Below are 22,560 nucleotides of genomic sequence, written 5' to 3' on the forward strand. Positions count from 1 at the left end.
ACGCCTACCGTGATTGATTTCTCGCCCTCCCCTGCTTGGGTACTAGGCAAGCGGGCTCTGGCGCAGTGGAATATCACTCTATGGAAAAGCCTGTCGAACGGGGGGTTCGCGCAGCGTTTCCATTCTTGGTGGAAATCATGCACAGCCCTTCAAACAACGGCAGTCCTCATTCCCGGCTAGGCGATTTGACGGCAATCGTCCCGGAATCGCTGCGCAAACCCTTTCGTCTCGATTTGCCAATACAGGGCCTACCCTCCGAAATCGCGATGGCCGCAGCGGCCATCACACTGCAACGGCTGTGCGGCCCGGGCGCAGGTCTGCTGGTGCTGTCGCGGCAAGCCGCGCCCTTTCTCCTGGCCGCCTTGCCAGATGAGGCAGGCCTGCGCGTCATCGAGCGTGCGGGTGATGAACTCTCCGAGCGTTCCGCCCCACCAGTGCCGGAAGCGGTCGATCTGATCTGGCTCGCCGATCCAGCCGCGGAAGGCGACGCGGCCAGCCGCTACCCCTCCGCACTCATTCTGACTCTCGAACCGCAACAGCACGCCCTGCAGATCCTCTCCTCCGGGCTTTACCCCGAAGAATTCGTCCGGTCGTTACTCCACACCATCGACATCGTGGCGCGCGCTCTCCAAGCCGATCCGACCCAGCACGTCCAGCAGATCGCGCTGCTCGACGACGACCAGCACGCCGAACTCCTGGCGCTTAACCCCGACTTCCGCGCAGCCCCCGCCAGCCCCAGTGTGCAGGCCCGCTTCAGCGAGATGCAAGCCCGGCACCCTGAGGCGACCGCCGTGCGCTGGCATGACGGGCAATGGAGCTACGCCCAACTCAACGCCCAAGCCCGGGCCGTGGCGGCCGCGCTGCAGGGGCAGGGCGTGGCGCCGGGCGATGTCGTCGCGCTCTGTCTTGATCGATCGCCAGTCGCCATCGCCTCGGTGCTCGGCATGCTGATGATCGGGGCCGCCTATCTGCCTATCGACCCGAAATTCCCCCCGGAGCGCGTGGCCTTCATGGTGCAAGACGCGGGAGCGCGGCTCGCCCTGGTCCAGCCCGATACCGCTGCGCCGTTTCCAGCCAAGCTCCAGACCCTCGATCCCCAAGACCTGTTCGGCAACGCCAGCGCGCCTCAGCTGAGCGGCGACGTGCCGAGCGCGCCCGACGCGCTGGCCTATGTGATGTACACCTCCGGCTCCACCGGAGAACCCAAGGGCATCACCATTGCGCACCGCGCCATCCTGCGCCTGGTGGTCGATGCCACGTTCATGCCGCTCGACGCCTCGACCGTCATGCTGCACGCCGCGCCGCTGGGTTTCGATGCCTCCACGCTCGAAATCTGGGGGCCTCTGCTCAATGGCGGCTGCTGCGTGCTGCATGACGAGTCCATTCCCACCGGCCCCGGCATCGCCCGCAGCATCGCGCGTCACGGGGTGCGCAGCGCCTGGCTGACGGCGGCGCTGTTCAACGCCATCGTCGATGACGATCCCCACTGGTTCACCGGTCTGAGCCACCTGCTCACCGGGGGCGAAGCCCTGTCGGTCGCCCACGTTCGCCGTGCGCTCGAAGCACTGCCGCAGACCGCCCTGATCAACGGTTATGGCCCCACCGAGTGCACCACTTTCACGGCCACCTATCGCATTCCGCATGCGCTGCCGCCCGACACCCTGACCATCCCCATCGGCTACCCCATCCAGGACACGTATGTGCTCATCCGCTCGGCCACTGGCGCGCTGCTGCCCCGGGGCATGGTGGGCGAGCTGTGCGTGGGTGGGCGTGGCGTCGCTCGGGGCTATCTCAACCGGGCCGAGCTGAGCGCCGAACGCTTCGTGACCGACCCGCTCGATGCCCAAGGCAGGCTCTATCGCACCGGCGATCTGGTTCGCTGGCGCTCGGATGGCGCGCTGGAGTTCATCGGCCGCGTCGATGGCCAGATCAAGATTCGCGGCTACCGCATCGAGCTCGGCGAAATCGAAGCCGCCCTGGCCGCTCAGCCCGGCGTGCAAGCCTGCGCGGTCGCCCTGCATACCGACCCCGCGCTCGGCCCGCAGCTGGTCGGCTATGTCGTCGCCCAGGGCGGCGCGCCGCTTGATCTCGGCGCGGTACGCCGCGCGCTCGCCGCCCGGCTGCCCGATTACATGACCCCCGCGCACCTGATCGCGCTCGCACGTCTGCCCGTCACCCTCAACGGCAAGCTCGATCGCAAGGCCCTGCCCGCACCGACGCGCGCTGCCAAGGCGGGTACTGCAGCCCCGGCGGAATCACCCGGGGTGACCCAAGAAGTTGCCACGGTCTTCGCCGAGGTGCTGGGTCTGGATCGCGTTAGCCCGTCGGACAATTTCTTCACCCTCGGCGGCAATTCCCTGCTGGTTCTGCGTGCCCTGGCCGCGCTTCGCCAGCGCGGGCACGGCGAACTCAGCGTGGCCGCGTTTTTCGGCGATCCGACGCCGCGCGGCATCGCCGCACACATCGGCGGACAGGTCGGCATCGCGGCCAATCGTCTCACCGCCGCCCACTGCAGTGAACCTCAGGGCGAAACCCTGCGCGACGAGCCCATCGCCATCATCGGCATGGCCGGACGCTTCCCCGGCGCGCCGACGGTGGAGGCCTTCTGGGACATGCTCGACGAAGGCCGCGAGGGCATCCGCTTTTTCCACCCCGACGAACTCGACCCTTCCATTCCCGCCGCGCTGCGCGCCGATACGGCCTACGTCGCCGCGCGCGGCGTGCTGCAGGGCGTGGCCGATTTCGATACCGCCTTCTTCGGCATCAGCCCGCTCGAAGCCGAACTGATGGACCCGCAGCAGCGCGTGTTCCTCGAGCTGTGCTGGGAATGCATGGAGCGAGCGGGCCATGTGCCGGGCCAGACCGCCACGCCCGTGGGCGTGTTTGCCGGCATGTACAACGCTACCTATTTTCAGCGCCATGTCAGCGCCCATCCCGACAAGGTGCAACGCCTGGGCGAGTTCCAGGTCATGCTCGCCAACGAGAAGGACTACATCGCCACCCGCACCGCCAACCGGCTCGATCTCACCGGCCCGGCGGTCAGCGTGCATACCGGCTGCTCCACCTCGCTGGTGGCCATCGGCCAGGCGGTGGACAGCCTGCACAGCGGGCAGTGCGGCATGGCGCTTGCCGGCGGCAGCTCCATCACCTGCCCGCCCAACAGCGGCTATCTCTACCAAGAGGGCTCGATGCTCTCGCCCGACGGCCATACCCGTACCTTCGACGCGCAGGCGCAGGGCACGGTGTTTTCCGACGGCGCCGCCGTGGTGCTGCTCAAACCCCTGAGCGCAGCCCTGGCCGATGGCGACACCATCCACGCCCTGATCCGCAGCGTCGCCATCAACAATGACGGCGGCGGCAAGGCCAGCTTCACCGCGCCTAGCGTGGATGGGCAGGCTGCAGTAGCCGCTTCCGCGCTGGCCGCTGCCAACGTGCAACCCGAAGACATCAGCTACATCGAGACGCACGGCACCGCCACCCCGCTGGGCGACCCGGTGGAGGTGCAGGCTCTCACCCGGGCCTTCCGCCAATCCACCAAGCGCACGCAGTTCTGCCGCATCGGCTCCGGAAAGAGCAATGTCGGCCATACCGTCATCGCCGCCGGCGCCACCGGGGTCATCAAGACCGCGCTGTCGCTGCAGCACGAGCGCATCCCGGCCACCCTGCATTTCCACACGCCCAACCCCAAACTGGGGCTGGAAGACTCGCCCTTCATCGTCAACGACCGCCTCACGCCGTGGCCACGCGGCGCGCAGCCGCGTCTGGCCGGAGTCAACAGTTCGGGCGTGGGCGGCACCAACGCCCACGCCATTCTGGAAGAAGCGCCGCTGCGTACGCCCAGCAGCCCCGCGCAGGGGCCGTTCATCCTGCGCCTGTCCGCTCGCAGCGAAGGCGCCCTCGCCGCCTCCGCCGAGCAACTCGCCGCGCATCTCGCCACTCAGCCCGATACCCCGCTGGGCGATTGCGCCTACACCCTGCGTGTGGGCCGCAAGACTTTTGCCCACCGTCTGATCGTGGTGGCCGACGACGCGGCCGACGCCGCCCGCGCCCTGCGCGATGCGCAAGCCCTGCTGAGCGCGCGGCGCAAAGCGCCCGCCGCGCCGCCGCCTCTGGCCCTGCTGTTTCCCGGTCAGGGCGCGCAATACGCGGCGATGGGCAGTGGCCTTTACGGCTCCCTGCCCGAGTTTCACGACGCGCTCGACGCCGCCCTTGCCGCGTTTGCGCCGCACACCAAGTTCGACCTCAAGGCGCTGCTGTTCGGCGGCGATGCGGCCGCGCTGCAGCCCACCGCCGTCACCCAGCCCGCCACCTTCTGCATCGAATACGCCCTGGCGCAATGGTGGTTGCAGCGCGGTCTGCAGCCCAGCGTACTCATCGGCCACTCCGTGGGCGAGTTCGTCGCCGCCGTGCTGGCGGGGGTGTTCTCGCTCGAAGACGCGGCCGCTTTGGTGTCCTTGCGCGGCCAGCTCATGCAGGCCCGGCCGCTGGGCGCCATGCTGTCGGTGCGGCTCTCGGCCAGCGCGCTGCAGCCCTACCTCACGGACGAGTTCGACCTCGCCGGCGAAAACGGCCCGCAGGCCAGCGTGGTGGCCGGTTCGTTCGAGGCCATCAGCCGCTTGCAGGCCCGGCTCGACGCCGAAGGCCTCGTCAGCCGTCCGCTGCAGACCTCGCACGCTTTCCACTCCGCCATGATGGACGCCGCCGTCGCGCCCTTCGAAGCCGCAGTGCGGCGCGTTGCGCGCCACACCCCGCACCGCGTCATCATTTCCACCCGCACCGGCCAGGCCCTCAGCGCCGAGCAGGCCACCGACCCCGCTTACTGGGCAAGGCATCTGCGTGAAACCGTGCGCTTCTCCAGCGCAGTGAAGACGGCGCTAGGCACCCAGCCCGACCTGGTCTGCATTGAGTGCGGCCCGCGCGGTTCGCTCAGCACCCTGGTTCGACAGCACGCACGCGCAGGCCAGGCCGTGCCCATCGCCCTGCCCAGCCTGCACGACGCCGCAGACAACGAGCTACGCCAACTCGCCAGCGCAGTCGGGCAACTCTGGACGCTGGGGCACGACATCCCCTGGTTCGATGCCGCAGAAAAGCGCCAGCGCATTCTCTTGCCCACCTACCCCTTCGAGCGCAAGCGCTACTGGCTGGACGCCGCCGCGGCGCCCCAAACCAGCCCGCAGTTCAGCCCACACCCCGCCCCCACGCCCGCCGCCGCACCTGCCAGCGCGGCAATCAGCGCCGCCCCTTCCCTTCCCATTACGACGACCGCCGCCATGACCCAAGCCGCCTCTCGCCTGCCGACGCTCATCTCCCGCCTCAACGCCCTGTTCGAAGACAGCTCGGGCGTCGAGCTGGCCGATACCGACCCGACCGCCGCCTTTGTCGAACTGGGGCTCGATTCGCTCACCCTCACCCAGGCCGCGCTGCAGATCAAAAAAGACTTCCGTCTGCCCATCACCTTCCGCGACCTGATGGAACGCTACCGCAGCGTCGACGCCTTGGCCCGTCACATCGACAGCCAGCTCCCGCCCGAAGTGGCACAACCTGCTGCCCAGCCCGCCACTCAGCCAGCAATCGCGCCCCAAGCCGCACCGCAAGCCCCGCTCGCGCAACCCGCAGGAGGTTTCGCCATGACCCAGCCCGTCCCGAGCTTCGTCTCGCAGCCCATACCCGCCCCCTTGGCCCTGGCCGCGAATGCGCCCTTCATGCAGCAACTCATCGCCCAGCAGATGCAGCTCATGACGCAGCAGCTCGCGCTGCTGGGCAGCGCCCCGGCCACGTTCACCGTCCCGGCCGTGGCCGAAGCGCCCGCCGCCCCGCAAAATATTCAAGCCGCAGCGCCTGCGGCCGTTGCCACACCCGCCCCCGCACCAAGCCCTGCCCACGTCGAAGTGGCTGCCCCGACGGTCGACGAAGAAGGCCCGAACGCCAACGCCAAGTACGACGTGAAAAAGGCCTTCGGCGCCATCGCCCGCATCCACACCACGCCCACTGGCGAACTCAGCGCCCGGCAGCAGGCGCGGCTCGACGCCTTCATGCGCCGCTATATCGAGCGCACCAAAGAATCCAAGGCCTACACCGTGCGCCATCGCCCGCATCTGGCCGACCCGCGCGTGGTCAACGGCTTCCGCCCGCAGCTCAAAGAGATCATTTATCAGATCGTCATTGCCCGCTCCACCGGTTGCCATATGTGGGATCTCGACGGCAACGAGTATGTCGACGCCCTCAGCGGCTTCGGCATGAGCCTGTTCGGCTGGCAGCCGCCCTTCATCAATGACGCCGTGCGCAAACAACTCGACGACGGCTACGACATCGGCCCCCAGCACCCGCTGGCCGGCGAAGTGGCCGAACTCATCTGCGAACTCACCGGCGCCGACCGCGCCGCGCTGTGCAACACCGGCTCTGAAGCCGTCATGGGCGCCGTGCGTGTGGCCCGCACCATCACCGGCCGCAGCAAGATCGCCATCTTCGCCGGGGCCTATCACGGCATCTTCGACGAAGTCATCGTGCGCGGCACCAAGAAAGGCCGCTCCATTCCCGCGGCGCCGGGCATCATGCCCAACACTTCCGAAAACGTCGTCGTGTTCGACTACGGCACCCCCGAGACTCTGGCCGCGCTCAAAGAGCGCATGGATGAATTCGCCGCCATCGTGGTCGAACCCGTGCAGAGCCGCCGCCCCGACTTCCAGCCCCGCGAATTCCTCCACGCCCTGCGCGACATCACCGCCCAGGCCGGCACCCTGCTCATCTTCGACGAAGTGGTCACCGGCTTCCGCTCGCACCCCGGTGGCATCCAGGCCCTGTTCGACATCCGCGCCGATCTGGTGAGCTACGGCAAAGTCGTCGGCGGCGGCTTTCCCATCGGCGTCATCGCCGGCAAACGCGAGTACATGGACGCGCTCGACGGCGGCCAATGGCAATACGGCGACGACTCCGTGCCCACCGTGGGCGTCACCTACTTTGCCGGCACCTTCGTGCGCCACCCCCTCGCCCTGGCCGCGGCCAAGGCCGTGCTGCTGCACCTCAAGGCCGCAGGCCCCGAACTGCAGCACACCCTCACCACCTCCACCGCCGCCATGGTGGACGAACTCAATGCCTACTGCCGCGAAGTCGGCGCGCCCATCGTTCTCAAGTCGTTCTCCTCCGTGTGGAAAATCTTCTTCACCGAAGACCACCCCATGCAAGACCTGCTGTTCGCCATGATGCGCAGCCGCGGCGTGCACATCCTCGACAACTTCCCCTGCTTCTTCACCACCGCCCACACCCCGCAAGACATCGCCGTCATCAAGACCGCGTTCAAGGAAGCCGTGGCCGAACTGCAGGAAGCCGACTTCATACCCCGCCACGCCGATGCGGCCCCTGCCGCCTTTGACGCCAGCCACCCGCCCGTACCCGGCGCACGCATCGGCAAAGACCCCGGCGGCAACCCCGCCTGGTTCGTCCCCAACCCTGAGCAGCCCGGCAAGTACCTTCGCCTCGACGCCTAAAAAGCCATGGACACTCCCAACGCCAACGCCACCGCAGTCGATTACGACCCCTTCGCTGACGCTGAGCCCGTCGCCCGCGTCGCCCCCACCACCGAAGCCCAGCGCGAAATCTGGCTGGCCTGCCAGCTAGGCGGCGACGCCACGCTGGCGTACAACGAATCCATCACCCTGCATCTGCGCGGTGCGGTCGATCTGCCAGCGCTCAGCGCTGCGGTGCGCGCCCTGCCGGATCGCCACGACGCGCTGCGCGCCACCCTCAGCGCCGATGGGGAACAGTTGCTCATCGCTGAGCGTTTGAACCTCGACATCCCGCTGAACGACCTGCGCGGCCTGACCTCCGAGCAAGGCGATGACGCCCTGAAGCAAGCCGCCGCGCAAGCCGTCGCCACGCCTTTCGATCTGCAACAAGGGCCGCTGTTTCGCGCACGCCTGCTGCGCCTGGGCGACGATCACATCGCCCTGCTGCTCAGCGCGCACCACATCGTCTGCGACGGCTGGTCGTTCGGCGTCCTGGTGGACGAAATCGGTGCGCTTTACTCGGCCCGCAAAGGCGAAGCCCCTGAGCCCGAGGCGCCCGCGAGCTTCGCTTCGTTTGCGCAAGCGCTTTCCGCGCGACAAGGCACCGCCGAACATCAGGCCGATGAGGCGTACTGGCTGAACCGCTATGCCAGCATTCCCGCCGTGCTGGAGCTACCTTGCGACCACCCCCGCCCCGCCACGCGAGCTTTCGCCTCAAAGCGCATCGACCATGTGCTGCCCGCAAACGTGGTGAGCGCCGTGCGTCAACTCGGCGCCAAGTCCGGCGCCAGCTTGTTCTCCACCCTGCTGTGCAGCTTCGGCGCGTTGCTGCAGCGCCTTTCGGGCAATGATGAAGTGGTGGTCGGCGTACCCGCTGCGGGGCAAACGCTGCCGGGTTTCGAAACTGTCGTCGGCCACGGCGTCAATCTGCTGCCTTTGCGGCTGATGCCCGACGCCGCCGCCCCGCTGGCGCAGTCGCTGCCGGCCGTGCAATCGGCCGTGCTCGATGCCTTCGAACACCAGCATTACACCTTTGGCACTCTGCTGCAAAAGCTGTTGATCGAACGCGATCCATCGCGGGTGCCGCTCGCGCCGGTCATGTTCAATCTCGACCAAGCTATTGATCTGCGCAGCTTTGGCGATCTGCAGGTCAAGGTCGCATCCAACCCACGGCAGGCCGAAAACTTCGAACTGTTCGTCAACGCCGTTCCCCTGGCTGATGGCGGGCTGCAGCTTGAGTGCCAATACGCCACCACGCTGTTCGACGAAGCCACCGTGCGCCGCTGGCTGGCGAGCTACCAAGCCTTGCTGACGCATCTTTGCGCCGCCCCTGACAAGGCGCTCGGCGCCATCGACATCGTCACCGACGCCGACCGGCAGCAACTGGCGCAACTCAATGCCACTTCGTCGCCGCTGCCTCCCGGCCTGCTGCTGCACCAGCTGCTGCATGCGCAGGCCACGCGCACGCCAGATGCCACCGCGCAAATCTGCGGCGCTAGCCCGATGTCCTACGCCCAACTCTGGGCGCAGGCGCATCGCGTCGCCCACACGCTGCGCGCACGCGGCGTGCAGCGCGGCTCTCGCGTTGGCCTGTGCCTGCCCCGCGACGCCGACATGCTGCCCGCTTTGCTGGGCGTTCTGGTCGCCGGTGCAGGCTATGTGCCGCTGGACCCGAGCTTTCCCACCTCGCGACTGGCCGACATGGCCGAAGACGCCGACCTCGCCCTGCTGATCGCCAAGTCCACCTCAGCCGACGCCCTGCCCTGGCCGCGCGCGCAAAGCCTGTGGCTCGACGGCGATGCCTCTGAAGTAACCGCCCAGCCCGACGCGACGCCGGCCGCAGATGCCCAGCGCGACGCCACGCCCGAATCGCTGGCCTACATGATTTACACCTCGGGCTCCACCGGCAAACCCAAGGGCGTCATGCTGCCGCATCGCGCCGTGGTGAACTTTCTGCTCGCGGTCGCCCAACGCCCTGGCCTGACGTCCGGCGACATGCTGCTGGCCGTCACCACGCTCTCGTTCGACATTGCCGTACTCGAACTCCTGCTGCCGCTCGCCGTCGGCGCCACCGTGCTGCTGGCCAGCCGCGAACAAGCCGCCGACGGCTTCGCCCTGCGCGACCTGCTGCAAGCCCACCCGGTCACGGCCCTGCAAGCTACGCCGAGCACCTGGCGCCTGCTGTTCAGCGCAGGCTGGGAAGGCCAAAGCAAGCTCAAAGCCCTGGTCGGCGGCGAACCCCTGCCTGCCGACCTCGCCACCCAGTTGCAGCGCAGTTGCGGCGCGGTGTGGAATATGTACGGCCCTACGGAAACCACCGTGTGGTCCACCTGCTGGCCGGTGCAAGACAGCGCCGCAGGCATCGCCATCGGCACGCCGCTGGCCAACACCCAGGTGTGGGTGCTCGACCCTCGCGGCAATCTTTGCCCCGTTGGCGTGCCCGGCGAAATCCACATCGGCGGGGCCAGCGTTGCCCTGGGCTACTGGCAACGTGAAGCGCTCACGGCTGATCGTTTCGTGCCCGACCCCTTTTCCACCGAACCCGGCACGCACCTCTACCGCACTGGCGACCGTGGCCGCTGGCGCAACGACGGCCAGCTAGAACATCTCGGGCGGCTCGACTTCCAGGTGAAGCTGCGCGGCTTCCGCATCGAGCTGGGCGACATCGAAACCCACCTCACCAACCACCCCGAAGTCGCGCAGGCCGTGGCGATGGTGCGCGAAGACACCCCGGGCGATGCCCGGCTGGTGGCCTATGTCGTCCCCCGATCCGCGCAAGTGGAGTTGGACCCCGCGCAGTTGCGCAAGCATCTGCAGCAAGACCTGCCCGCCTACATGATTCCGCAGCACATCGTTGCGCTGCAGACGCTTCCGCTCTTGCCCAATGGCAAGATCGACCGCAAGCGCCTGCCTTCGCCCACCACCGGCGGCGGGCCGGTCGAGGCCGTGCGCAGACTTCCGCAGACGCCCACCCAAAAGCGGGTGGCCGCAGTGATGGAGCAGGTGCTGCGCCTGCCCGGCTTGGCACTCGATGACGACTTTTTCTCCCTCGGCGGGCATTCGCTGCTGGCGGCGCAGCTCGCGGCGCGACTGCGTGAGCAAACCGGTCTGGATGTGCAAATGCGCACCGTCTTCGATGCGCCCAGCATCGACGGTCTGTCGCGCTGGATCGACACCCACGCCCAGGACGATAGCGCCAAGGTCGAAGCCATTGCGCATCGCAGCGAGCAGACCGTCGCGCCCGCCTCGCTGCAGCAGGGGCGCATCTGGTTCCTCGAACAGCTCGACCCAGGGCTGCCAACCTACAACACCCCTTCCGCGCATCGTCTGCGCGGGGCGTTGGATGTCGTCGCCCTCGAGCGCGTGCTCAACGCCATGGTGGCACGCCAAGCCAGCCTACGCACAGTGATCGTGGAGCAAGACGGCGCGCCGCTGCAGGTCGTCGCCCCCGAACTGACCGTGAAACTGGGCGAGATTCACGACCTCTCCGCCCTGCCCCCTGCCGACCGCGAGGTCGAATTGATGAAAAGGCTGCAGGCCCGCAGCGCCGAGGTCTTCGATCTGAGCGAACTGCCGCTGTTCAAACTGGGGCTCTACCGTCTGGCGGAAGACGACCATGTGCTGTTTTTCATGCCGCACCACATCATCTGGGACGGTTGGTCGTTCGATCTCATTTACGACGAAATGGCGGCGCTCTACCCCGCCTTTGCAGAAGGCCGCGCGCCCGATCTGGCGCCGCTTCCCGTCACCTATGGCGACTACGCCGCCTGGCAGCGGCGATGGCTCGAAACGCCCGATCTTCAGCGCCAGCTCGGCTACTGGCGCGATCAACTCACCCCGTTGCCCGCGCCGCTGAATCTGCCCGCAGACCGCCCCCGCCCCAAGCGCATGACCGGTGGCGGCGACACCTTCTGGTTCAGCCACCCGGCCGATTGGTTTGCCAGCCTGCGCCAATTCGCGCTGCAACAAAACGCCACGCCCTACATGGTGTTGCTCAGCGCCTTCGCGGCGCTGCTGTGGCGGCAATCGGGCCAGACCGATCTGGTCATCGGCACGCCGGTACGCGGGCGGCCCACGGTGGAACTGGAGAAGGTGATGGGCTTTTTCGTCAACGCCTTGCCGCTGCGGATTCGCCCCGACCCGACGCAATCGTTCGCATCCTTGTTGCGTCAAGTGCGCGAAGTCGTACTCGCCGCGTTTGCCGCTCCCGACGCGCCGCTGGAGCAAATGCTGCATTTCTCATCGGTTCAGAGAGACGACAGCAGGAATCCGATCTATCAGGCCTTCTTCTCGTATCAGGATGTGCGACAGCGAAACACCCACTGGGGAACCCTGGAGCAGGAGAATCTCAAGGTCTATCAACCTGCCGCAGCCGAGGACGTTCGCCTGTGGTTCCTCAACACCCCCAGCGGCGTGATGGGTGGGTTGACCTATAACACCGACGTATTCGAGGCCCCTCGCGTGGCGGCGTGGATGGCGCAGTACAGCCAGTTGCTCGTCGACGCCATAGCGCACCCCGAGACCGCGCTCGCGGATTTGCCCGCCTTGCGGGGCACGGTGAGTGTCAGCAGCCCGGCTTCGACCGCATCGCCCGTCGCTTCGCCAAGGGCACCCGCCGCAGCCGCACCTGCTGCAGACCGCCTGCAAACCGAGACGGAGCGACAGCTCGCCGCCCTCTGGGCCGAGCTACTCGCCACCCCGCATATCGAGCCCGACGACAACTTCTTTGATCTGGGCGGCCACTCGCTGCTGGTCATGCAGGCCGTCTCGCGCATGGAGAAATTAACGGGAAAACGCCTCGGCCCCCGTCATTACGTATTCGATTCATTGCGGCAGATCGCCCTCGAATACGACAAAACAGAACAAGCCGCACCCAGTGGCAAAAAGAGTCTCTTCCAGCGCCTGTTCGGGAAAGAGACCAGCAGTTCGACACACTCAGCAAACTGACGCCGCCCAAAGAAGGCTGCCCATCATGCACATTTCCTGGAGTTCAAACCATGCAGCAAGCCACACCGATTGGAGGTGGACCTGATCGCGCACGCGCCCAGCCACTGCAAACCCGCCCGCCCCTCGCCATCGACGTGGTGCGGGCACAGGACCTGCCCTACAACGAGTTCCTGAACGAGTACGTTCGCAAGAATCGGCCCGTTGTCATCGCCGACTCGGTGCGTGAGTGGCCTGCATTGAACCGATGGACGCCCGGTTATTTCCGCGACAAGTTCGGCAACCAAACCGTGCAGGTGTCCTACACCAAACGCATGGCGATGCGCGACTTCGTCGATGCCGTTGAGGCATCGACCGTCGATGCGCCGGGGCCTTACCTCTATCGCCTGTTCATCCACGATCACCTGCCGCAACTGCTGGCCGATCTCCGTCCGCAAAATGCCTACGCCTTTGCGGGTCGCCATGCGAGCCCGCTGATTCCCGAGCGCTGGCGCCGTCCCGACGGCTTTCTCAAACTGCTGATGGGGGGTGTGGGCAGCAAGTTTCCGGTGATGCACTACGACCTGGAACACGCCCACGCGCAGATCACCGAAATCTATGGCGACAAGGAGTTCTATCTCTTTCCACCCGAGGACGGCGACAAGCTCTACCCGCGCCCCGGCCAGAAAAACTGGTCTCAGGTGGAGAACCCGGCCGCGCCGGATCTGAGCCGCTTTCCGCGCATGGCCGAAGCCACGGCTTACCGCGCAGTGCTCAAGCCCGGGCAGACTATTTTCATTCCCATGCTGTGGTGGCATGCAGCCCGGCCATTGTCCATTTCCATCTCGGTCTGCACGGCCTTGATGGATCGCTCTAACTGGCCCGGTTTTGTGGAGGATGTCTGCGACCGATCCAAGAACTCGGCGGCCAAGACGGCGCTCAAGCGCTTCTATCTCAAAGGGGCAGGCAGCGTCATGCAAGTCATGGAGAACCTGCAGACGGCAACACCGCTACTGGCAAAGCGCCTCAAATTCCCGTCGGCCCTTTCACCGGCATCCCCGGACTTCGCCAAAGACCCCTCAGAAACACCGATGAAGTTCCGGCTTTCAGTCGAGTGAATGGGCGTGGCGGCGCAGTGACCTACCCCCGCCCCGCCGCCTCCACGCCCTGGTTCGCCAGGGCGTCGGCCTGTTCGTTGCCGGGGTCGCCGGTGTGGCCGCGCACCCAGGTCCAGCGCAGGGTGTGGGGCGCGGCAGCCTTTTCGAGGCGCTGCCACAGATCGACGTTTTTCACGGGCTTTTTGTCGGCGGTGGTCCAGCCTCGGCGTTTCCAGCCGACGATCCATTCGGTCATGCCTTTGAGCACGTATTGCGAATCGGTGTGCAGCAGCACGTGGCTGGGGCGCTTGAGGGCTTCGAGCGCCATGATGGCGGCCATCAATTCCATGCGGTTGTTGGTGGTCTGCAGCTCGCCGCCGTGCAGGGTTTTTTCATGGGCGCCGCTGCGCAGCACCACGCCCCAGCCGCCGGGGCCGGGGTTGCCTTTGCAGGCGCCGTCGGTGTAGATAATGATCTCGTTGTCGGATTCGCTGGTCATAGGGTTCAGATTTTTGTTTTCGTCTGGCGCTGCGCAATGGGTCGCAGCGCCACGGCGCGACGCTGGGTGCGCATTTCCACCTTGCCGACCAGGCGCATGGCGGCCACGCGCTTGATTGCCGCAAGAAAATACACCGCGCCGAACACGGGCCACCAGCGGTCTCCCGCCTGGTCCATGAAGCGCCAGCGGTGCAGCCACAGCGGCGAGCACAGCGCGGGGCGGTAGCAGCCGAAGCGGCCTTGGGTGACTTCAAAGCTGAGCAGCCGCAGCCAGTCGCGCACGCGGCGCGGGGCGAGAAATTCGCCGTGCTGAGGCAGATACCAGCCGCCGCCCACACGCCCGACCAGTTGTCGCATGCCCCACAGGCTCCAGGTGTTGAAGCCGCTGATGACGATCTGCCCGCCGGGCACCAGCACGCGGTCCACTTCGCGCAGGCAGGCGTGCGGATCGTCCACCCACTCCAGCGTGTGCGGCAGCACGACCAGGTCGAGCGATTGGGCGGGAAACGGCAGCGCGGTGAAGTCGCATTGCAGATGCTCGGTATGAATGGCGTGGGCGTCGGCGGGCTGCGGCTCGGGGGGTAGCTGTGCGTTTTCCGCCGCCACGCCCACGGCGTCCACCAGACCGGGCTCGGCATAGACCGGCTCGCCGCCGTAATGCTCGGGCAACAGGCAGGCCGGGCGCACGCCGGGCAAATCGGGCTGGGCCGACTCGGCGCCGTCGAGCGCCAGCCAGCGATGCGGCATGCGGTTGTGCGCCAGCCCCTGCAAAGCCGGATTGCCGAGTTGCAGCGCGTGATAGCCGAAAATGTCGGTCACCACGCGGTCGATCTGGCTCTGTTCCCAAGCCAGGGCATAGCGACCGGGAGGCGTCTGCAACCAGTGCTGCAGGCTCATCAACGGCCACAGATCGGAGTCACCATGCATACAGAAGCGCTTGCTGCCTTTCGCGATAACTACATCTGGTTGATTAGGCCCGACGCGAACGATCCGCGCACTTTGGTGGTCGACCCGGGCGACGCCGCGCCGGTGATTGGCGCCCTGGAACGGGGCGGCCTGGAACTGCGCGGCATTCTAGTCACCCACCATCACAGCGACCATGTGGGCGGCATTCGCGAACTGCTGCAGTGGTGGCAGGCGAAGCACCCCGCCGATGAGCCGCCCGTCTGGGGGCCAGCCGCCGAGGCCATTCCCGCACGCACGCAGGCCATGCGCCAGGGCGATGGGTTCTCGCCGACGGGCTGGCCCCTGCGTTTGGAGGTGCTGGAAGTGCCGGGCCACACCCTGGGGCATATCGCCTATGTGGCCACCGCGCTGCAGGGTGAGGAGCCGCCGTCGCTGTTCTGCGGCGACACGCTGTTTTCCGCAGGCTGCGGTCGTCTGTTTGAAGGAACTCCGGCCCAGATGCACCATTCTTTAAACAAACTGTCGCAACTCCCTGAAAATACGACAGTAAATTGTGCCCACGAGTACACCCTCTCTAATCTACAATTCGCACGGGCTGCAGATCCCCTGAACGAGGCGGTGGTGGCGCACCAGAAACGGTGCCTGGCCTTGCGCGCCAAAGGGCTGCCCACCTTGCCGAGCCATATCGGCCTGGAGAAGCAGATCAATCCGTTCCTGCGCACCGACCAGCCCGGCGTGCTGCAGGCGCTGGAGCAGCACAAGGGCCAAAAGCCCGGGGACGCGGTGCAGGCGCTGGCCTGGCTGCGAGAGTGGAAAAACGATTTCAAGGGGTGAGAACCGATGCGGCAACTGAGACGACTGCGATTTTGGGCTTTGGGTGCAATGGTCGCAATGGCCGCCGGATGCGCCGCCGTCCCTCCCTCCGAAAAAACCGCCGCCTTGTCTCTAACCTCACCGCCCAGCAGTTCCACCGCCGCCGCTTCCGCAACCGCTGAACCCGGCACACCGCTCAAGGCCGAGGTGGTCGGCGGCGAAGCCATCACTCCCGCAGAGCAAACGGCGCTGCAAGACGACACCAAAGACATCACCCCGCAGTACAACGACATCTGGCAACGCATCCGCGCCGGTTTCGCCATTCCCAATATGGACAGCCCGCTGGTGGCGCAGGCCGCGCAGTGGTACACCACCCGGCCCGACTATGTCGCCCGCATGACCGAGCGCGCGCGCAAATACCTCTACTACACCGTGCAGGAAGTGCAAAAGCGCGGCATGCCCACCGAGCTGGCGCTACTGCCTTTTATCGAGAGCGCCTACAACCCCGACGCGCGCTCGGTGGCCCACGCTGTGGGCATGTGGCAGTTCATACCGTCCACCGGCAAGCACTACAACCTCAAGCAGAACATGTTCCAGGATGATCGCCGCAGCGTGCTGGCCTCGACCAACGCCGCGCTCGACTATCTGCAGAACCTCTACAACATGTTCGGCAACTGGCAGCTCGCCCTGGCCGCCTACAACTGGGGCGAAGGCAGTGTGCAACGCGCCATTGCCTACAACAAGGCGCATAACCTGCCGGTCGATTACCAAGACCTGCGCATGCCCAACGAAACCCGCAACTACTACCCCAAGCTGCAGGCGGTGAAAGACATCATTTCCGATCCGAGCAAGTACGGCATCACCCTGCCCGACATTCCCGATCATCCCTACTTCAAGGCGGTCACCATCACGCGCGATATCGACGTGTCGCTGGCTGCCAAACTGGCCGGGCTGACGCCCGACGAGTTCCGCTCGCTCAACCCCTCCTACACCAAGCCGGTGATCCTGGGGGCGACGAACCCGCGCATTCTCTTGCCCTACGACAACGCCACGCACTTTGCGCAAGCGCTGCAGGCTTACAACGGCCCGCTGTCCACCTGGACGGCCTACACCGTCAAAGCAACTCAGTCGCCGATGCAACTGGCGAGCGACCTCAAGGTCAGCGAAGCCGTGCTGCGCGAGACCAATGACATTCCGGCGCGGCAGCTCATCCGGGCCGGTTCGACCGTGCTGATTCCCAAGGCCGATGACGGCAGCAACAAAAACGTCAGCGCGGCCGTCGCCGAAAATGCGGTGCTGGCCTTTGCGCCCGAAGCCCCGCCGGGGCGTCGCATGGTGCTGCGCGTCGGCCGATATGGCGACTCGGTGCAGGGCGTAGCGCACCGCTATCACCTCAGCCCGCTGCAAGTGGCGCAGTGGAACCGCACGACCGAGCGCGGCATTTTCCGCAAAGGGCAGTTCGTGACCATTTACGTCACGCACACCCCGCGCATTTTCGTGGCTGAGCGCCAGGCGGACGAGCGGCGCATCGTGGCCGAGCGTAAGGTGGTCAAACGGCGCGTGGTGGCCGAACGCAAACCGCAGGTCAAGCGCCGCAACATCGTGCGCCAGCCTGTCAAGGTCGCCGAGCGTCAGCGCAAAGAACTGCACTACAGCGTGCAGACGCGGGACAAGAAGCTGATCGACGTCGCGCAGCAGTAAGCGCGATCACGCGTTCAGACCGCGCCGTCCTGCCGCAACGCGGCGATCTGTCCGGCGTCCAGACCCAGTTCGGCCAGCACCTCATCGGTATGCGCTCCCAGCGCCGGGCCGAGCCAGCGCGTGGCGCCGGGTGTGGCTGACAAGCGAGGCGCGGGCGCGGGCAAATCCACCGGCGTGCCGTCTGCCAGTGCGTGCGGCTCGATCATGCCGCGCGAGCGAAACTGGGCATCGGCCGCCACATCGGCAATGCTGTAGATGCGGGTGGCGGGCACCTCGGCCGCACGCATGGCCTGCACGATGGCTTCGGGCTCTTGTCCCGCAGCCCATTGCTGTATGGCCGCGTCGATCTCGTCGGCGCGCGCCATGCGGCCTGGATTGCGCGCCAGCCCGGCATCCTCGGCCATATCGGCGCGGCCGATGGCCAGCATCAGCCGCTTGAAAATCGCATCGCCATTGCCCGAAATCTGCACCCACTCGCCGCCCTTGCTGCGATAGACGTTGGATGGAGTGATGCCCGGAATGCTCGTTCCCGTGCGCTGCCGCACCGTGCCGTCGTAGCTGTATTCCATTAGCGTGCTTTCCAGCAGATTGAACACGCTCTCGGTCAGCGCCACATCGACCACTTGCCCTTCGCCGCCCTGCTCCCCGTTCCACCGCCCGCCGGTGGCGTCGCGGTGGCGCAGCGCTATGAGCGCGCCCATGGTGGCGTGCAAGGCGGCGATGGAGTCGCCCAGCGACAAATTGGCGCGCATGGGCGGACGATCCGGGTCGCCGGTGACATAGCGCATGCCGCCCATGGCCTCGGCAATGGCCCCGAAACCCGGCTGCAGGCGCATCGGCCCGGTCTGGCCGAAGCCGGAAATGCGCACCATCACCAGACTGGGGTTGACGGCACGCAGGTCGTCCCAACCCAGGCCGAGCTTTTCGAGTGCGCCGGGACGCATGTTCTCCACCACCACATCGGCCCGCGCCGCGAGCTGCAGCACGATGTCGCGGCCCTGCGGGTGTTTGAGATTGACCGTGATGCAGCGTTTGTTGCGCGCCTGCGCGGTCCACCAAAGCGACTCGCCTTTGTGCAGCTTGCGCCAACTGCGCAGCGGGTCGCCGCCCGGATCATCGCCGCGTGCGGGCGACTCGATCTTGATCACGTCCGCGCCGAACTCGGCCATCAGCCGGGTGGCAAACGGCCCGGCAATCAGACTGCCGAGTTCGAGCACGCGCAGGCCGTCGAGCGCACTGCGCGCAGGCTGTGTTGAAGCGACCGGCTTATCCATAGAACGGAGCAAACAACAGGGCGATGTTGACCAGCAGCGCCAGCCCCCACACCGCCGAGCGCAACGAGGCGCGGTCGTTGAGGTAGCACCAGAGATAAACCGCGCGCAACACCAGCCAGGCGACCAGCAGGCCGTTGATCAGTTCCAGCGGCGCTTTCAGATACAGGGCAAACAAGGCCGCCGCAAACAGAAAAGGCAAGGCCTCGAAGCTGTTGGCCTGCGCTGCGTTGGCGCGGCGTCTGCGCGGGTCGGTCTGCCGCTCCAGCCAGAGCCGGGGCTCGTTGTTGTCGTAGCGGTTTTCCTTGGAGCGAAACGTGCCCGACTTGGCCTTGCCCGCCGCGACGATGGGCAGTTGCGAGGCAATGAGCAGCAGGATGGCGGTGAGCAGCATGGGGGATCTCCGGGGTGAGTGCGCAGCATACAAAAACCAAGGGCCGACTGCTGTCGGCCCTTGGCACTACCGTCGCGTTCGGCCGGAATCAAACCTCCGGCGTGCGATCTTCAGGGAGCAGAAACTTGTCTCATGTCGTTAGCCCGCGTAGTCTGCGGCCACGGTTGCATCCTGCTTGTTGGCCATGCCCAAGGCGCCGATGACCAGGGTGGCGACGATGGCGACCACGAAGTTGATCACCAGGGCGTACAAGCCGATGTAAGCCGGAATCACCATGCCCGCAATGTGCAGCCCATAGCCCGAGGCCTTGAAGCCGCTGAGCGACGCCGCCCAGACGCCCCAGACCAGACCCGCCGCCCAACCCAGCAGCAGCGCCTTGGCGTCGAACCAGCGGGTGTAGATGCCTGAGACGATAGCCGGCAGGGTCTGCAAAATCAGAATGCCGCCCAGCAGTTGGAGCTGAATGGCATAGGTCAGCGGCAGGAACACGATGAACAGCAGCGCACCGAACTTGACCAGCAACGATACCAGCTTGGCCATCTCGGTTTCCTTGCGCGTGCTGCAGTTCGGATTGATATAGGGCTTGTAGATATTGCGGGTGAACAGGTTGGCCGCTGCGATCGACATGATGGCCGCGGGCACCAGCGCACCGATCGCCACCGCCGCAAAGCCCACGCCGACAAACCAGCTCGGGAAGTAGTGCAGCAGCAGACCCGGCATGGCGAACTGCGGGCCGTACTGCTTGAAGTAAGGCGCCAGATCAGGCAGCTTGGCAATGCCAGAGGCATAGGCCATATAACCGAGCAGCGCGATGAGGCCGAGCATGAAGGAGTACGCGGGCAGGAACACCCAGTTGCGACGCAGGGTGTTGGGGCCCTTGGCCGAGAGCACGGCCGTGGTGGCGTGCGGGTACAGCATCAGCGCCAGCGCCGAGCCAAAGGCCAAAGTCGGATAGAACGACTGCAGGCCCAGGTTGCCGTCTTTCACCGGCGGCAGCAGCAGATGCCCCTTCGGAATGGCTGCGAAGATGTTGCCGAAACCGCCGAGCTTGTACGGCACCACGATGATGAGCGCGATCACCGTGATGTAGACCAGCAAATCCTTGACCACCGCAATGGACGCCGGGGCGCGCAGCCCGCTGGTATAGGTGAACGCAGCCAGAATGACGAAGGCGATGACCAGCGGCACATCCCCCATCAGCCCCTGCGTGGAAAAACCCAGCCCGCCGATCACCACCTGAATGCCCACGAGCTGCAGCGCGATATAAGGCATGGTGGCGACGATGCCGGTCACGGCGATCGCCAGCGCCAGCGCCGGGCTGCCGTAGCGTCCGGCGACGAAATCGGACGCGGTGATGTAGTTGTGCTTTTTCGCCACGATCCACAGACGCGGCAGGATGGCGAACACCATGGGATACACCAGCACGGTGTAAGGCAGCGCAAAGAAACCCAGCGCCCCGGCACCGAACACCAGCGCGGGCACGGCCACGAAGGTGTAAGCGGTGTAGAGGTCGCCCCCGATGAGGAACCAGGTGATCCAGGTGCCGAAGCGTCGCCCGCCCAACCCCCACTCATGCAGATGATTCATATCCCCCTTGCGCCAATGCGCCGAGGCGAATCCCAGAACCGCGATACCGACAAACAACGCGACAAAAACAACGGTGGCAACGACATTCATGGCGTCAGTCTCCGCTTCCAGACGGCACGACCATCTTGTAGACGATGGCGATGAAAACCCCGGACAGCGGCACCCAGACGAGTTGCCACCAGTAGAAGAAGGGAATGCCGAACACGCTGGGTTCCAGCTTGTTGAAGTAGGGAATGGCGAGCACGGCAACACAGGGAATCGCCAGCAGAATGAACTGCAGCGGCCCCAGTTTTTTGGGTGTGGACATGGAACGGGTCTCCAGGCTCGGATGACGCGCCAGGGGCGGCCAACCTTCGGTTTTTTCACCGGCATCCATCGCCGGTGCGCTGACGTGTCGGAGATTAGCCCAGCCGTTTACAAATGCGGGTATCCGAATGTGTCATTCGCAAGCAGGAGAAAACGAACGAGCGTTCGTGAGGGTTTCTACTGAGAGCGAGCAAAAAAATCAGCGGATTTGTTCGGTCGATTCCCGCTTGATCAGGATGCGCGGAATGATCAGGGCATAACCCTGCTGCTGCCAATAGATCAACTCGGTCATGGCGTTCGGCACGATTTCGATGAAGTCCAGAAAATCCGCCGGGGTGTAGCCGAAATCGTGTGCCGCCTGTCCGCACACCTTGAACTTCACGCCCATCTGCGCGTAATAGCGCATGCGCTCGACGGCTTCACGATAACGGTCCTGATTGCGGATAACGGTGGCGGCAATCTCGGTGCCGTGCAGCACCACGACGGCCTGCACATCTTCGGGCGAAAAGTCATAGGGCGAGGCCTGCACCGTGTTGAACACCGAGCGCACCCAGAACAGCGCATTGGAAAGGGTTGCGGGGTCGTCGAGGTAAAACTCGAACACCACTTTCATCGGCGCCTTGTAGGGCGTTTGCACCACCTGTCCAGCCGCGTTTGCCGCGCCGCTGGCAATCGCGCAGAGCGCTGCGATCAATACCTGTCGTCTTGTGGCTTGCATGACATCCCCTCGCGAACCCAGATGTATCCGGGTGTAATAGATGGGACATCGAGCGCCTAGCGGGTCAACCCGAGGGCAACCCAGGGATGCTCAGCCGGCGTTGTCGGACTCGACGCCCCAACGGCGCAGCGCGGCGTCGTCGGATTCGCGGGCATCGACCCACTGACCGCCCTCGGGCGTGGTTTCCTTCTTCCAGAACGGCGCCTGAGTTTTGAGGTAATCCATCAAAAATTCGCAGGCGGCAAAGGCGGCGGCGCGGTGGGCGCTGGCCACCAGCACCAGCACGATGTCGTCGCCCGGCAGCAGGCGGCCCACGCGGTGAATCACCGTGACACCCAGCAAGGGCCAACGCGCCTGTGCCTCATGCACCATGTCGGCGATGGCGCGCTCGGTCATGCCGGGGTAATGCTCGAGTTCCATCGCCTGCACATGGCCGGGGTCGCAAACGCCCGGATGATGATCGCGGCAAAGCCCGACAAAACTGGCGATCGCGCCCACGTCCAGCCGCCCAGCCCGCAGCGCCTGCAGTTCTGCACCCAGGTCGAACGGCTCGGTCTGGATGCGAATGGTGATCGGCTCCATGCGTTCAGCCCCCGGTGACGGGCGGAAAAAACGCGACTTCGCAGCCGGGCTGCAGCGCTGTGTCGCCGTCGCACATGAGCTGATTGCACGCCATGCGCAGCGGTTTTTCAGCCGCCAGCGCCAGTGCGTAGCGCCCGCCCTGCGCCCGCAGCCAATCGCGCGCCTGCCCCACGGTGAGCACCGCTTCGGGCAGGTCGTGCGTTTCTTGTGACACACCGACGATTTCGCGCACGCTGGCGAAATACCGAATCTGAACGAGCAT

General features: G+C 65.8%; 14 protein-coding genes. 5 read left to right on the forward strand and 9 right to left on the reverse strand.

Annotated elements, in window-relative coordinates:
• The first annotated feature begins 80 nt into the window (after positions 1 to 80).
• From THI_RS11110 to THI_RS11120, 3 genes are read left to right on the forward strand one after another with little or no spacing between them, the layout of a single operon-like run.
• Positions 81 to 7,484, forward strand: coding sequence for a type I polyketide synthase (locus THI_RS11110; RefSeq protein ID WP_050985950.1), 7,404 nt, complete (start codon positions 81 to 83; stop codon positions 7,482 to 7,484).
• Positions 7,485 to 7,490: 6 nt separating this feature from the next.
• The gene (locus THI_RS11115; protein WP_013106346.1) at positions 7,491 to 12,449 is read left to right on the forward strand and encodes a non-ribosomal peptide synthetase; all 4,959 of its coding nucleotides are present in this window, start codon (positions 7,491 to 7,493) and stop codon (positions 12,447 to 12,449) included.
• A gap of 50 nt (positions 12,450 to 12,499) precedes the next feature.
• Positions 12,500 to 13,543, forward strand: a complete 1,044-nt coding sequence (locus THI_RS11120; protein WP_013106347.1) for a cupin-like domain-containing protein — start codon at positions 12,500 to 12,502, stop codon at positions 13,541 to 13,543.
• Between the two features lie 22 nt (positions 13,544 to 13,565).
• On the opposite strand, the gene rnhA is transcribed toward THI_RS11120, so the two are convergent.
• On the reverse strand, positions 13,566 to 14,021 hold the full coding sequence (gene rnhA / locus THI_RS11125) for a ribonuclease HI (protein ID WP_013106348.1): 456 nt from the start codon (positions 14,019 to 14,021) through the stop codon (positions 13,566 to 13,568).
• A gap of 5 nt (positions 14,022 to 14,026) precedes the next feature.
• Entirely contained in the window at positions 14,027 to 14,917 is an 891-nt protein-coding gene (locus THI_RS11130) for a class I SAM-dependent methyltransferase (RefSeq protein ID WP_013106349.1), read from the reverse strand.
• A gap of 24 nt (positions 14,918 to 14,941) precedes the next feature.
• Here THI_RS11130 and gloB point away from each other — a divergent pair, with 24 nt between their 5' ends.
• Both gloB and THI_RS11140 read left to right on the forward strand, forming a co-directional pair.
• On the forward strand, positions 14,942 to 15,760 hold the full coding sequence (gloB, locus tag THI_RS11135; protein ID WP_013106350.1) for a hydroxyacylglutathione hydrolase: 819 nt from the start codon (positions 14,942 to 14,944) through the stop codon (positions 15,758 to 15,760).
• A 105-nt stretch (positions 15,761 to 15,865) separates the two neighbouring features.
• Positions 15,866 to 17,440, forward strand: a complete 1,575-nt coding sequence (locus tag THI_RS11140; protein ID WP_231836174.1) for a transglycosylase SLT domain-containing protein — start codon at positions 15,866 to 15,868, stop codon at positions 17,438 to 17,440.
• A gap of 14 nt (positions 17,441 to 17,454) precedes the next feature.
• On the opposite strand, the gene THI_RS11145 is transcribed toward THI_RS11140, so the two are convergent.
• From THI_RS11145 to moaD, 7 genes are all read right to left on the reverse strand, one after another.
• Positions 17,455 to 18,714, reverse strand: a complete 1,260-nt coding sequence (locus tag THI_RS11145; protein ID WP_013106352.1) for a CaiB/BaiF CoA transferase family protein — start codon at positions 18,712 to 18,714, stop codon at positions 17,455 to 17,457.
• A complete protein-coding gene (locus THI_RS11150; protein ID WP_013106353.1) occupies positions 18,707 to 19,105 on the reverse strand; it encodes an MAPEG family protein in 399 nt (132 codons plus the stop codon). Before THI_RS11150 ends, THI_RS11145 begins: the two co-directional genes overlap by 8 nt.
• 138 nt (positions 19,106 to 19,243) lie before the next feature.
• Positions 19,244 to 20,782 (reverse strand): monocarboxylate uptake permease MctP, encoded by a 1,539-nt coding sequence (mctP, locus tag THI_RS11155; RefSeq protein WP_013106354.1) that lies wholly within the window; start codon positions 20,780 to 20,782, stop codon positions 19,244 to 19,246.
• A gap of 4 nt (positions 20,783 to 20,786) precedes the next feature.
• On the reverse strand, positions 20,787 to 20,999 hold the full coding sequence (locus tag THI_RS11160; RefSeq protein ID WP_013106355.1) for a DUF3311 domain-containing protein: 213 nt from the start codon (positions 20,997 to 20,999) through the stop codon (positions 20,787 to 20,789).
• Positions 21,000 to 21,197: 198 nt separating this feature from the next.
• Positions 21,198 to 21,716 (reverse strand): DsrE family protein, encoded by a 519-nt coding sequence (locus tag THI_RS11165; RefSeq protein WP_013106356.1) that lies wholly within the window; start codon positions 21,714 to 21,716, stop codon positions 21,198 to 21,200.
• A 90-nt stretch (positions 21,717 to 21,806) separates the two neighbouring features.
• Positions 21,807 to 22,298 carry a molybdopterin synthase catalytic subunit MoaE gene (gene moaE, locus THI_RS11170; protein WP_013106357.1) on the reverse strand — a complete coding sequence of 164 codons (492 nt, stop codon included), beginning with the start codon at positions 22,296 to 22,298 and terminating at the stop codon, positions 21,807 to 21,809.
• 4 nt (positions 22,299 to 22,302) lie between these two features.
• Entirely contained in the window at positions 22,303 to 22,560 is a 258-nt protein-coding gene (gene moaD / locus THI_RS11175; protein ID WP_013106358.1) for a molybdopterin converting factor subunit 1, read from the reverse strand.

Source organism: Thiomonas arsenitoxydans (assembly GCF_000253115.1).
GTDB classification, from domain to species: Bacteria; Pseudomonadota; Gammaproteobacteria; order Burkholderiales; family Burkholderiaceae_C; genus Thiomonas; species Thiomonas arsenitoxydans.